Origin of the sequence: Paramuribaculum intestinale (assembly GCF_003024925.1) — a bacterium.
GTDB classification, from domain to species: domain Bacteria; phylum Bacteroidota; class Bacteroidia; order Bacteroidales; family Muribaculaceae; genus Paramuribaculum; species Paramuribaculum intestinale.
On the sequence record NZ_PUED01000072.1, the window covers coordinates 1 to 12,948 of the forward strand.

A 12,948-nucleotide genomic window follows, 5' to 3' on the forward strand; every position below is an offset into this window, starting at 1 on the left:
TGATTCTTCCGTACTGTGTGTTGCCAGTGTGCCCGGTGTCGTGTTTTGGTTATGGTGGCTGCATCGAGTCGGTCAGGGCTTTCCAGTCCTTTCCGTCGGCCGAGGCCTCAAGGATCACGTTGTCGAAATAATCCACGTCGTCAACCGAGTTGCGGCCCTGGAGTATATTGATCTCCTCCACCTTGCGCACTGCGCCCAGGTCGAGGCCGGCCCAGTGTCCGGCACGCTGGGCGTTGCCCGAATGGTAGTAGGTGGTCGAGTCATTGTCAAGCATGGCTTTGGCCTGTACGGAGCCGAGGCTGCGGTAGCTGCCGGTGCCTTTATACATCGAGGGAACTTCGCCGGAGGCCTTTTTGTAGAACGCTTCGAGCATCCCGTCCATGGCATTCTGATAGAAGGGCTGGAGCTTCATCGTTCCCGACTTGTGGGCGGTGTAGGCGGCTTTCTCCTCATCGGTCATGAGGTTGGCCAGATAGTTGTTCCAGAAGGCTGTGTCGTCGCCGCTCTCGAAGATCTTGATCAGATCGAGGGTGCGCGCGCCGCGTTCGCCGAGGCGTGTGAACTGTGTGAGCCATGGCTTAAGCTCCTTGAGCAGGGCTTTGTTGCTGATCTTGTCCATCTTGCCCTCCACCTGCCTGATGGCCTCGAACTCTTTCTTAAGAGCCTCGAACTGGGCGGGGGTATAGTTGTCGAAGGGGAAAGTGGTGGTTTCCCATGATTCGTCGCGGCGGTAGCCGGTCTCGGTGTCGGCCGAATGTATCGCGAAGAGGCGGTAGGCTTCGGCCTGGTCGGGGGCAAGTTCGGAGAGTCCGCGCTCCCAGTTGTCGATCGGGTTGTACGAGCTTACGTTCCATGCGTAGTCGGCCACGCCGTAGAGAGCGAGTTTAGAGGCTTCGCCATGCTCCATCGGGTTGCTCTCTATGCCTGAGGTCTGGGCTGAGGTGAGCGATGTGTCAAGACCATACACCGGACCCTGAAGCAGATAGTTGCGGGCATAGTCGGTAACGGGATAGTTCCACCAGTAGAGTGCGGGGCGTTTGATGCGGCTGTCGATAAACTCAAGGGTTTCGGGGGTCAGGTCGCTGCACACCACCGCGCCGGTCCAGAACACTTCGGCCTTCGGATTGAGCTTCTCGCCATAGATGGCAAGCTGTCCTTTCGGGCCGGGATTGGCCCAGAGCTGGGAGTAGTCGGTGGGGCATATCATCAGGTTGGTCACGTCGCCCTTCTTCTCCACAAAGTCGCGGGTGAGGTCGTTGACCAGTTCGGCCTGGCGGTTGGAATCGGTGCCGATGCCTTCGATATCGTCAAAAAACAGTGCGAACGATCTCACACCGAGGTCATACATCATGTCGAGCTTGCTTACGAGGCTGTCGTAGTCGGCCTTGTCCCAGCGTATGTCCTTGCCCGGATGTATGGCCCAGACAAAGTTAACGCGGTTGGCCTTGCAGGCCTCCACAAGTTCGTGTATCTGCTTGGCCTCCTGTTCGGGATAGGGCTGTCGCCAGTAGGGGGAACTGTGATACGGATCATCCTTCGGGCCGTAGAGATAGTCGTTCATCTTGTTGCGGCCGTAGAAGTCGATCAGCGACAGACGCACCTCGTGGCTCCACGGAGTGCCGTAGAAGCCTTCCACGACTCCGCGGTGAGGCAGGTCGGGATAGTCGGCGATGGTGAGGTAGGGCAGTGTGCCGTTGGAGGCTATCGGGCTTTCTACGAGCTGGCGAAGGGTCTGTATGCCGTAGAAAGCGCCTTTGTCGTCATAGCCGGTGATGGTCACTCCGTTCTTGTCCACGGTCAGGCGGTAGGCGCCCTCTTTGGCTTCCACCTTCTGCTTCTTGGCGGCTTTTGCGCCGGTGGCGATGGTCAGGAGGGTCCCCTTCCACGATGTGGGGATCGATGCTTTCAGCAGATCGGCTTCATAGCGCTGATCCCCTTTCAGCTTGAATCCGTCGGCTATGCCGAGTGTGCCGGCGCCGTTCGTTTCGAGGCTGTGGGGAGTGGGATTGATGATGATGCCTTTGTGGTCGAGCTTTTCGCCCGGAACGGCGAGATAGTTCTGCACCTCCTTGCGCTGCGACTGGAGGTCGAAGGTGTCCTGTCCCCAGGCCGGCACTATCGCTGCCAGAGCCAGGGCTGTCAGGATTGACTTGCTGATGGTCATAGTAGGAAAATGGTATTGATTTTTATGATTTTGTTCTGTCGGTATCCACTCGTTCGTGTGGTGATTACTGCAAAGTTACTTATTATCTGTCTATTTCGCAAGCTCATTTGTCGCTTCGTGCTGTCGCAGGAGCGGTTTTTCACTTCTCTTCACTCATTTTGTGCCGGAGTCGGTTCAGTGACGCCGGTTGCGTGGATGGTGGTCGAGTATCTCCTGGCGCAGGCGCGAACGGTCGAGATGCAGGTATATCTCGGTCGTGGCTATGCTCTCGTGGCCGAGCATCTGCTGTATGGCGCGCAGGTTGGCGCCCCCTTCGAGCAGGTGTGTGGCGAAGGAGTGGCGCAGGGTGTGCGGCGATATGGTCTTGGCTATGCCGGCGGCTGAGGCAAGACGTTTTATTATAGTGAATATCATCTGTCGTGTCAGGCGGGTGCCTCTGCGGCTCAGAAACAGAAAGGGCTCTTCGCCATGCTTTATCGGCAGGGCGGCGCGTTCGGGCAGATATCCTTCGATCCATGCCAGGGCTGTGTCCGACACCGGCACGAGACGCTCTTTCGAGCCTTTGCCACGGATCACCAGATACCCTTCGGCGGCATAGATGCGGCCTATCTCCAGACTGACAAGCTCCGACACGCGCAGCCCGCAGCCGTAGAGGGTCTCAACGATGGCATGGTTGCGCGTGGCTTCGGCCGTCGACGGATCGATTGACGCGATCATGGCATCAATCTCCTCCACGCTGAGCACTTCGGGCAGATGCAGGCCTATGCTTGGAGTTTCGAGCAGCTGCGACGGATCGGTGGCCAGAAAATGCTCCGTGTGTAGAAACCGGCAGAATGATCTCACTCCCGACAGGATGCGGGCCTGGGAGCGGGCGCTGATGCCCAGGTCGTGGAGCGCGGCTGCGAAGCTCTGCAGGTGCGACAGGCTCAGCTCGGAGAGGCTTATCGACTCTTCGGCAAGAAAGCCGGTGAGTTTTTCCACATCCATCCGGTAGCTGATACGGGTGTTTTCCGACAGTCCGCGCTCGAGGCTTATATGAGCCTCGTAGGTGTCGAGAAGCCGCGACATGTCGGTTATGCGGCGCAGTTCGGTCATGTGTCGGTCAGATAGTCGGTGCGTGGAAGTATGGTTGAACACACCGCGATGGCGGCGCGCCGTCCCTCGAACAGCATGCCGCACCCGGCGGAGTCAAGACGGCCGCGCATCGCTGCTATGTCGGCTGAAAACGAGGGGCCTTTGACTGTCAGTTCTACATAGTCTGCGTCGATCGGACGCCGGTTGAGCAGCCCGTGGCGATGTCCGAGCTGCAGGGCACGGACTATCGCCGGGTCATCGGTGTGGCAGGTCACATGCTGAGGCGACACGCAAAGCGCCACTCTGTAGGCCAGACGCGGCAGATAGCCGTCAAGTTGGTCGTAGGCGTAATACGCGTCTTTCTGACGGAGCACCTCGGTGATAAACCTGTAGGCAAACGGTGAGTGGACGCCGTTGCCGCGTCCGCGCCACCGTCGCTTTATAGGGCGTTTAAGGTGTTTGAGAAGCATCGTCAGTCGACATCTTTTTCTGCCGTCGATACGCTCTGGCCGGCCATGATACGCCTGAAGCCTGCGGCTATAGCGGCTGCGAGAGCCAGATATACCAGTATGATCGAGGCGTAGGCCGTGGCGGTGGTGGTCTTGAGCGAGTCGGGGTCGAAGCGCATCTCTATGGTGTGGCTTCCGGCCGGAATACGCATGGCGCGCAACAGATAGTTCACGCGCCCTATTTCCGCCTCCTTGCCGTCAATTGTGGCTTTCCAGCCCCAGGGGAAGTAGACCTCCGAGAATACTGCCACGCCGCCTTTGGCCGAGCGGGCGTGATAGGTGAGCCGGTTGGGGGCGTAGGTGGTTTCGAATATGGTGTCGCCCGGTGTTTTCGCCATGGTGCTTGCGCCGAGTGTGGCTGTGAAGCGGCGGTCGGCTACGGCTGTCTGTGCGGGATCTATTTCCGATAATGCGGCCATTTCTGCATCGGCTCCGTCCACATATATCAGCGAGTCGGCTATCCATGCGTTGCCCAGGGCGCGGTCGTTGAGCACAGCCTCTCCCTGACCGGTGATCACGTAGCGGGCGTTGAGCATGTCGAGCACTCTGAAGTCAGCCTCACTCGGATTGCCGCTGAGCAGCGGCTGAAGATGCCGGTCGATGAGATCCTGATAGCGGGTGAGTTTGGCGGCGTGATACCCTCCGATGGATTTGTGGTGATACGAGGGGTCGGCCTGCCAGAAACGCTGCATGTCCATCACGCGGTAGTTCATCGATGTGTCGGCGAGGATCGCCCGGTCGGCGTCGCTGAGCGGGAACTGAGGAGCCAGGGCAAGACGCTTGGCCACGAAGCTTTCCGAATCCACATAGCGCTTGTCGACGGTAAACAGATCCAGCAGCACTATAGCACCGATCGCGCCGATCGCCACGCCGGCTTTAAGCCGTCCGCGCATGCATACCGCAAGCACTATCGCGCCGGCGGCCACGATCATGAAGCTGCGGAGCGCGTCGCCCGAAACCATGGAGTTGCGTATCGTTTCCACAGCGGCATATATCCGGGGATTCTCCAGACTGAAATACTGCAGGGTCGCCTGGTCGGCGCCTCCCGCCGAGAGACTCTGCGAGATCATGGCGTCGATCTGGCGGTCAGAACCGCCGATGGGCGATCCGTAGATGCCGGGTATAAGTATGCCGGCGAGGCAGAGTGCCAGTACCATGCCGAAGCTCCATGTCATCGGACGCCTGAACCGCTGCCAGGCATCGGGCGTCGTCAGCAGTTTCTGAAGAGCCATAATGGCAAGCAGCGGCATCGTGAATTCGGCTATCACGAGTATGCTCTCTACGGTGCGGAATTTGCTGTACATCGGCATGTAGTCGATCATCAGATCGGTGAGCCACATGCAGTTGCGGCCGAGTGCCAGTAGTATCGACAGCGCCGTAAGCGCAAGCAGCGCCCATTTGATAGGGCCTTTGACTATGAAGCATCCGAGTATGAACAGAGCCACGATCAGTGCGCCGACATAAACCGGTCCGTTCGTTCCTTCGGGTTCTCCGAAATACTGGCTCATGTAGCCGAGATATTGCAGTTCCTGACGGTCTATCTCTCCTTTCGCGGCAAGATCTCTGGCCTTGTCGGTGTCGGCGAGGGTGAGCATCTTGCTGCTCCCTTTCTCAGGTTTCATGGATGCGCCCCCCTTGAGGTCGGGAATCAGAAGGGTGAATGTCTCGGCTGTGCCGTAGCTGTACTGCGTGATATAGTCGCGGTCAAGACCTCCGCTCGAAGAGTTGGCGCAGTTGTCGGGCTGCGTGAGCTCGCTATGCCCTCCGCGCATTGTTTCCTTGGAGTATTCGTAGGTGTTGTAGAGGCTCGGCAGATTGGCGCCGGCGGCTATGATGCCCGCCACGGCCAGCACTCCTGTGGCGGCAAGCCATCGGCGGAGCTGACCTCTGCCGGCCGACCATATCAGTATGGCTATCGAGATGCCCGCTATGACAAACATGAAGTAGTAGGTCATCTGCACATGGTTGGAGGCTATCTGCATCATGGCGAAGAAGGCCGTCATGGCGCCTCCGGCAAGATAGCGGCCTCTGTAGCATAGCAGCACACCCGCTATCGTGGGCGGCACGTAGGCCAGAGTGACGAACTTCCATATATGGCCTGCGCCTATGATGATTATGAAATACGATGAGAAGCCGTAGGCTATTGCGCCGGTCAGAGCCACATACCAGCGCATCTTCATGCTGAGCAGCAGGATGAAAAATCCGATCATCATCATCGCCACCAGATTGGCCGGCGAGGGCAGGCCGAGCCCCATCAGCGTATTGACCCAGCTTATCAGAGAACTGGAGGGATACGAGGGAGCTATCTGGAAGGTGGGCATGCCGGAGAACAATGAGTTGGTCCAGCGGGTGGTTTCGCCGGTGGCTTCGCGGAAGGCTTCCGCTTCATGGCCTATGGCTGCTCCCTGCTGCATGTCGTGCTGACGCAGCACGTTGCCTTCGAGGGCGTCGGGATAGAAAAATGCCAGCGATATGGCGGCTATGGCCAGAAGCGACACGATAGTGCCGATAAAGCTGCGCGAGCGCAGAAATTGCTTTATTTGTTCCATGTTGCTTTGATTGGATCGGAGTTCTTGTTTCGTGGATTGTTATCGCGATTGGATTGGTGAGCGGGAGGCGTCGAGAAGCAGCGTCAGGGCTTCCGGGCCGAGGCAAAACAGTAGGTCGAGCACACTGAGTCGGCCTGTTGAGGCCTGTTCGGTGGGTCTGATCTGCCAGTATTGCCCGATCGTCAGATCGGGGGTGTGCTCGCAGAGCGAGCCGGGGTGTAATGGCTCGGCGGAGTGCGAGACTTCGGTCGATATGCCGAGCAGACGGCGTATCAGGGTATCGAGATCGCCGTCGAAGTCGGTGAGCCTACGGCCTACGGCCTGTGGACCGATGATCTGCCGGAAGTCGTCGATGTAGAATTCAAAGTAGGGTGTGCGTCCGTAGGTCGATTCCATGGCTGTCAGATGCTCGCTCCACCATGATCCGTGATCCGACACTTCGACGTCGGCCCATGTGGCGTCGGCACGGTGTGGCTTGACTGTAGGCACAGTCAGCATGATCATGCCGTGGTTGCCGGGAATCAGACACCGGTGGGTCGATTTGAACCGCTTGTCATATCTCAGGCCGTCGGCTATGCATGCTTCGCCGCGGCGTGCCATCGAGGCATAATAGGCGGCCGGCGCGCAATACTGGGGCGGATAGAGCGGAGCGTTCATTTGGGGTTGGCGCTGCGCAGTATCCGGTTCCAGCGTATTCCGCCGCTGAACAGACCCTTGTCCTTGTCAAGCGAGAGCAGTATCATGATAGGCTTGCCCACGATATGGTCTTCAGGCACGAAGCCCCAGTAGCGCGAGTCGAGCGAGTTGTCGCGGTTGTCGCCCATCATGAAGTAGTAGTCCATCCCGAAGGTATAGCTGTCGGCCGGCTTGCCGTCGATATACACCGTGCCGTCCGGGTCGATATAGGCGTCGTTATGGCCCTCGTAGTTGCGGATACAGCGGTTGTAGATGTCCCAGTTCTCGCGTGTGAGGGGTATGGTGGCGCCGCGCCGGGGTATCCATATCGGACCGTACTGTGCGCGAGTCCAGTCGTCGGCGATTCCGGCGGGAAACAGGGTGTCGTCGGTCGGGGCGGGCTGTTTCATCAGGTGGCTGAACACATTGGGTTGCGACAGCATCTGTTCGCGCATTCCGGCTGTAAGCGGACCGAAGTATATCGGCGGAATGGTGCCGTCGGCGTTTGTGTCGAAGCCCAGCGAGGCCAGGGCGGGGTAGTCCGACGGAGAGGTCGATATGCGGTGGCGGTCATCGACGGCTATGCCGAGATTGTCGAAGTCGGAGTCGGTGAGCGGGCGCTTGGTCTGGAAGTAATAGTTGTGCTGGGCTTCGGCGGGCATCGGCTGCAGCGATCCGTCGATATAGATCGAATCGGAGCGTATCTCGATCGTCTGCCCGGGCAGTCCTACCGTGCGTTTCACGTAGTTCTCGCGACGGTCCACCGGCCGGTAAATGATCTCGCCGAAGGCCGGATCGCCGGAGTTTACCACATCATGGCCGTAGAGTCTTACCAGAGTGTGATAGTCGGGATTGGGCATGTTTGAGGCCACGGTGTCGCCGGCCGGAAAGTTGAACACCACGATGTCGCCCGTCTTTACGGTGTCGAAGCCTTTCAGACGGTGGTATTTGATCTGCGGGCTGTCAAGATAGCTCTTGGTGCCTCCGAGCCATCCGGGCATGGTGTTCTGCACCAGGGGGAAATGCACCGGAGTCATTGGCACGCGCGGACCATAGGCCATTTTGTTGACCCACAGATAGTCGCCGACGAGTAGCGATTTTTCAAGCGACGATGACGGTATCTGATAGTTCTGGCCTACGAAAGCGAATACAAAATACACCACCACAATGGCGTAGACTATGGCGTCAACCCAGCTCATGACGGTGCGCACGGTCTTGGATCGGCTGTTTTTCCACCATGTGAAGGGTATGTAGCCGGTGATGTAGATGTCGAAGAGAAGCACGAGCAGAAGGGCAAGCCACCAGTTGCCCATCCAGGCTACCCAGCCCAGAAACAGGAGGGCGACTATGCCGAATCTCACCCACCGCGTGGCTTTGGTGGAGCCGATGCGCGATTTCAGATCGGCAACGAATTTATTTTTGTCCATTGCTTTGTGTGGTCAAGTGTTTTAGGTGTGGATTCAGAGTCCTGCTGTCTTCATCAGCGCTGGATTGCTGATCATCCCCTCCATGAGCTGCGGCATGGTCAGGAATCCTTTGCGGTCTTTTACCCATTCGGCGGCTACGACGGCGCCCAGAGCGAATCCCTCGCGGCTTTTGGCACGGTGCTCGATCGTGATGGTGTCCACAGGCGAATCCCATCGGATTATGTGTGTGCCGGGCACTTCTCCCTCGCGCTCATGGTCTATGAGCAGTGTGTGGTCGTCGCTGATCTGCTCGCTCCAGCAGCCTATGCGCTGATCCGAGTCCATGATCCCTTCGGCGAGCGTAAGCGCAGTCCCGCTCGGATGGTCGAGTTTGTGGATATGGTGTATCTCTTTCATCGTCGGGCGATACTGCGGAAATCCGGCCATGAAGGCGGCCAGATAGCGGTTGAGGGCAAAGAATATGTTCACGCCGATGCTGAAATTAGATGTCCAGAAAAATGTCGCTTTCCCGGCGTCGCATATCTCCTTGATCTCTCCGAGGCGCGAAGTCCAGCCGGTAGTGCCGCACACCACCGGAACTCCCTGTGCGAAAGCGGCGTTTATGTTGTCAAAGGCTGTGGCGGGAGTTGTGAACTCGATCGCCACGTCGGCCGAGCGGAAAGCGTCGGAGTCGATCGCGGCGTCGCCGTTGTGGATGTCTACATGAGCCACTATCTCATGGCCGCGCTCAAGCGCTATCTTTTCTATCGCATGGCCCATCTTGCCATACCCTATCAGTGCTATTTTCATCGTGTGTCGGATATAATGTCGCAAAAATACAAAAAAACTCGCAGAGTCGAGCTGCTTTTCACGTTGGTTAATAGTCGGTTTGTGCCCTGTCCCGGATGTCGCCGTTGGCTTACGACAGCTCTTCGCGCAGGTGGTAGTGGTTGCGAAGTCGCTCGAACGATGCCGGATCGCGGCGCAGCATGGCGGTGTCGGCCATAGGATCATACGATGCAGCGATCAGGCCGGCGCTGATTGTCGCTTTTGCGCCGTCGGCCATTTTTTCGCTCCATTGTGTCGCCGGCAGTCCGAAGTGTGCGGTCAGGGCGTCGACCGCCATTTGTGTGGCGCGAATCTTGCCCTGGCGTGAATATCCGGCTATGTGCGGAGTGGCCACTGCGGCCATGTCGAGCAGTGTGCGCGATATGTCAGGCTCGTTCTCCCAGCAGTCGATCACGACATTGCTGATCCTCTTGTCACGCAGTGCGCGGATAAGTGCCTCGTTGTCGGCTACCGGCCCGCGGGCGGAATTGATTATCACCGGCCGGTGTGTCATCCCGGCGAGCAGGCTGTCGTCGCAGAGATGGAATGTGGGGCAGTCGACGGTGCGTGTCAGTGGGGTGTGGAACGTTATGGCATCGGCTTCGGCGGCGATCTCCTCGATGGACGAGAACCCTGTCGCTCCTTCGGCGAGGGCGCGTGGCGGGTCGCAGCGCATCACCCGCATCCCGAGCCGTTCGCCCCAGTCGGCAACGATTCGGCCTACGTTGCCCACGCCGACCACGCCGAGCGTCTTCCCATCAAGCGGGCCGAAGTCAGGAAGCGAAAGTAGAGAGGCAAATACGTACTGTGCCACGGCCGGGGCGTTGCAGCCGGGGGCGTTGACCACGGTTATGCCATGGCTGCGGCACCAAGGCAGATCCACATGGTCAAGACCGATTGTGGCCGAGGCTATGAAACTGACGCGGCTCTCTCCAAGCAGATCCTCGCAGCATTTCACCCGGGTGCGGGTGACGATGGCGTCGGCTGTGGCTACCGTCTCGGGCGTGAATCGCTCCGGTTCGAGATAGCTCACGTCGGCTACAGGTTCGAGGATGCCGCGGATAAACGGTATATTGGCCTCGATGATGACTTCGGGGCGGCGGGCGTTCAGGTGGTTGTCAGAGTCCATAAGATACACGACAGACAGGCTGCTGTGAGCGCTATAACGGCTATGTAGGCGCGCCGATGGCCGTAGAGCCTTACGGTGAAGGATACCTGAAAGGCTGTGCACGCGTTGAGCAGACCTGCGTAAAATACTACATTGTTGAAATCCATGATGCATAGCACTCCGCTTGCTATGCCTGTGACGGCAAGGAAGCCGTGCATGGCGCGGGTGCGGGCGTTCATGGATATGACTTTCATCAGATTGAGTGTGCCGCACACAAGGCCTGCGGTCAGGCTGACGCCGATGGCTACGGTGAGTTTCGGAGCTACCGGCAGGCTGAAAAACAGGTGTGGATCGGGCATCGGAGGCAGACGCATGGCCATCGGATCGATTATGCCTGCTGCCAGACAGCACCACAGCGGGGTCACGACGCCGGTCAGAGCGGCAAGGATGCATTTCAGGTTCAGCAGGCGCATCTGGTAGCAACCGATGAGTGCGACGATCAGATACGGCATGAAACCATACTGAAACATAGCCCCTGTCGTTATCGTCATGAATATGAGAAACACCCTGCGGGTATTGTGTCGTGACTGATACGACGCATATAGGGCGGTCATTGACATGAGCATGGCCACGGCCAGCAGGGGCGCGCCGCTGAAACGCGTCAGTTCGGTCGGAGTGGCGCTCTGAAGCAGCATGAACAGACCGGCGAACAGCACCGAAACTGTGCGCAGCAGATTGAATACACGGTTCACTGCCACCATAGCCAGAGCGGTGGCGATGCTTCCGGCTATGGCGCTGACGAAGCTTGTCGACGGGCTGTCGGAGAGCCACAGCCCCGGCGAAGGAAGCCACAGACCCATGTCGGCCGGAGTGTCCGGCATGGGGCGCATGAAACTTACGCAGGCCACGGCAGTGGCCACCATTGTGAGCAGCCACGCGAATCCGCGCGAGCGCAGAAAGTCGGTAAGGCGTTGCTCCGGACGGGTCACTTCTCGATACCTTGGAGCTTCATCAGGTCGCGGCCTATGTCGCGGCGCGAATATTTCCCTTCGAAGTCTATGCCTGCGATCGATCGGTAGCTGCGGTCGAGGGCTTCGGCTATGTCCGAGCCGAGAGAGCTGACCGATATTACGCGGCCACCGGAGGTGACAAGGCGTCCGTCATCACCGCGGCTTGTGCCGGCATGGAAAGCGATGCTGTCGCTTACGGTGTCGAGGCCGGTGATCTCCTTGCCTTTGGGATATGATCCGGGATAGCCGCCAGATACCATCATTACGGTCACGGCTGTCTGCGGGTTCTCTTTCAGTTCGAGATCGCCGAGATCGCCATGGGCTGCGGCGTTCATGAGCTGCAGCAGATCCGAATCGACGCGGAGCATCACAGCCTCTGTCTCGGGATCACCCATTCTGACGTTGTACTCTATCACCATCGGCTCGCCCTCCACTGAGATCAGTCCGAGGAATATGAAGCCGCGATAGTCTATCCCTTCGCGCTTGAGGCCGTCAAGGGTGGGGAGTATTATGCGGGTGCGCACCTTCTCCATGAATGTGTCGTCGGCAAACGGCACGGGGCTTACGGCGCCCATGCCTCCGGTATTAAGTCCGGTGTCCCCTTCACCGATGCGTTTATAGTCCTTTGCCACCGGAAGCACGCGGTAGCCGCCATGGCCGTCGGTGAGAACGAATACGGAGCATTCGATGCCCGAAAGGAACTCTTCGATCACAACCGTGGCGGATGATTTGCCGAACATGCCCGAAAGCATCTCGCGGAGCGATTCCTTGGCTTCGTCGAGCGTCGGCAGTATCAGCACTCCCTTGCCGGCGGCGAGGCCGTCGGCCTTGAGCACGTAGGGTGCTTTCAGCTCTTCCAGAAAACGGTAGCCCTCTTCGATAGTGTCGGCGGTGAAAGAACGGTAGCAGGCGGTGGGTATGCCGTTGGCCTCCATGAAACGCTTGGCAAAATCCTTGCTCCCTTCGAGCGCTGCGCCGGCGCGGCAGGGACCGCATACGGCAGGGCCGCCCTTGGCCTTGAAAAAGTCGGCCAGACCCGCCACAAGCGGATCCTCGTTGCCGGCCACTATGAGATCTATCCCTTCGCGGTCGACAAATTCGGCCAGAGCCTCGAAGTCGGTCGGCGATATGGCTACATTGGTTCCGAAAGCATCGGTTCCGCCGTTGCCGGGCGCTATATAGAGTTTCTCGAGCAGCGGGCTCTGCTTCATTTTCCATGCGAGGGCCGATTCGCGACCACCGCTTCCGAGCAAAATTACTTTCATGTCAAAAAGGGTATGTGGAGTGGTTTGATTCGTTGCTGATCAGGTCTTAGGCGATCTTCTTCGTGTTAAAAACAAACAATCTCTTAGATAATCTCTTACTTGTCGCTGTCGTTGCTGCTGTTGCGCCAGCCTCTGCGGCTGCGCATCACTACGTTCTCGCCATGCTGCGGAGGCAGGGAGGGGCCTCGTCCGGTGATCGACTTCAGGGCTTCGGGGTTGCGGCGGCGTGCCAGCGGATTCTCCTGATTCTCGCGGGGAGCGGATTCGTGGCGTTCGTCGTCGCGATGACGTCCCTGACGGTCTCTGCGGTCGAAACGTTCGCTTGAATCCTGACGGCGCTTGTCGTCGCGGCGTCCGGGC

10 protein-coding genes and 1 pseudogene are annotated in these 12,948 nt (G+C 58.6%); all 11 read right to left on the reverse strand.

Going from position 1 to position 12,948, the window contains the following annotated elements; translation table 11 throughout:
• Positions 1-61: 61 nt before the first annotated feature.
• Positions 62-2,164 (reverse strand): annotated as a pseudogene (locus C5O24_RS06845) (glycoside hydrolase family 84 protein); the annotation flags it as partial.
• Between the two features lie 174 nt (positions 2,165-2,338).
• Positions 2,339-3,259: a site-specific tyrosine recombinase XerD gene (gene xerD, locus C5O24_RS06850; RefSeq protein WP_107034946.1), complete on the reverse strand. Its 921-nt coding sequence runs from the start codon at positions 3,257-3,259 to the stop codon at positions 2,339-2,341.
• The gene (locus C5O24_RS06855) at positions 3,256-3,708 is read right to left on the reverse strand and encodes a hypothetical protein (RefSeq protein ID WP_107034947.1); all 453 of its coding nucleotides are present in this window, start codon (positions 3,706-3,708) and stop codon (positions 3,256-3,258) included. Before C5O24_RS06855 ends, xerD begins: the two co-directional genes overlap by 4 nt.
• A 2-nt stretch (positions 3,709-3,710) precedes the next feature.
• A complete protein-coding gene (locus C5O24_RS06860) occupies positions 3,711-6,296 on the reverse strand; it encodes a putative glycosyltransferase family protein (RefSeq protein ID WP_107034948.1) in 2,586 nt (861 codons plus the stop codon).
• Between the two features lie 39 nt (positions 6,297-6,335).
• Positions 6,336-6,953 carry a WbqC family protein gene (locus tag C5O24_RS06865; protein WP_107034949.1) on the reverse strand — a complete coding sequence of 206 codons (618 nt, stop codon included), beginning with the start codon at positions 6,951-6,953 and terminating at the stop codon, positions 6,336-6,338.
• Positions 6,950-8,398, reverse strand: a complete 1,449-nt coding sequence (gene lepB / locus C5O24_RS06870) for a signal peptidase I (RefSeq protein WP_107034950.1) — start codon at positions 8,396-8,398, stop codon at positions 6,950-6,952. Before lepB ends, C5O24_RS06865 begins: the two co-directional genes overlap by 4 nt.
• A gap of 33 nt (positions 8,399-8,431) precedes the next feature.
• Positions 8,432-9,187: a 4-hydroxy-tetrahydrodipicolinate reductase gene (locus tag C5O24_RS06875; protein WP_107681622.1), complete on the reverse strand. Its 756-nt coding sequence runs from the start codon at positions 9,185-9,187 to the stop codon at positions 8,432-8,434.
• Positions 9,188-9,296: 109 nt separating this feature from the next.
• A complete protein-coding gene (locus C5O24_RS06880; protein ID WP_161553836.1) occupies positions 9,297-10,334 on the reverse strand; it encodes a 4-phosphoerythronate dehydrogenase in 1,038 nt (345 codons plus the stop codon).
• On the reverse strand, positions 10,313-11,302 hold the full coding sequence (locus tag C5O24_RS13980) for a hypothetical protein (protein ID WP_161553837.1): 990 nt from the start codon (positions 11,300-11,302) through the stop codon (positions 10,313-10,315). Before C5O24_RS13980 ends, C5O24_RS06880 begins: the two co-directional genes overlap by 22 nt.
• On the reverse strand, positions 11,299-12,588 hold the full coding sequence (gene purD, locus C5O24_RS06885) for a phosphoribosylamine--glycine ligase (protein WP_107681623.1): 1,290 nt from the start codon (positions 12,586-12,588) through the stop codon (positions 11,299-11,301). Before purD ends, C5O24_RS13980 begins: the two co-directional genes overlap by 4 nt.
• Positions 12,589-12,683: 95 nt before the next feature.
• Positions 12,684-12,948: hypothetical protein (locus C5O24_RS13985; protein ID WP_205961077.1), on the reverse strand; the 265-nt coding region annotated here is incomplete at its 5' end.

Bases quoted from the DNA above. Each gene is read 5' to 3' on its own strand.
- C5O24_RS06855 (WP_107034947.1), bottom strand. From the start codon at position 3,708: ATGCTTCTCAAACACCTTAAACGCCCTATAAAGCGACGGTGGCGCGGA.
- C5O24_RS06875 (WP_107681622.1), bottom strand. From the start codon at position 9,187: ATGAAAATAGCACTGATAGGGTATGGCAAGATGGGCCATGCGATAGAA.
- C5O24_RS06880 (WP_161553836.1), bottom strand. From the start codon at position 10,334: ATGGACTCTGACAACCACCTGAACGCCCGCCGCCCCGAAGTCATCATC.
- xerD (WP_107034946.1), bottom strand. From the start codon at position 3,259: ATGACCGAACTGCGCCGCATAACCGACATGTCGCGGCTTCTCGACACC.
- lepB (WP_107034950.1), bottom strand. From the start codon at position 8,398: ATGGACAAAAATAAATTCGTTGCCGATCTGAAATCGCGCATCGGCTCC.
- purD (WP_107681623.1), bottom strand. From the start codon at position 12,588: ATGAAAGTAATTTTGCTCGGAAGCGGTGGTCGCGAATCGGCCCTCGCA.
- C5O24_RS06865 (WP_107034949.1), bottom strand. From the start codon at position 6,953: ATGAACGCTCCGCTCTATCCGCCCCAGTATTGCGCGCCGGCCGCCTAT.
- C5O24_RS06860 (WP_107034948.1), bottom strand. From the start codon at position 6,296: ATGGAACAAATAAAGCAATTTCTGCGCTCGCGCAGCTTTATCGGCACT.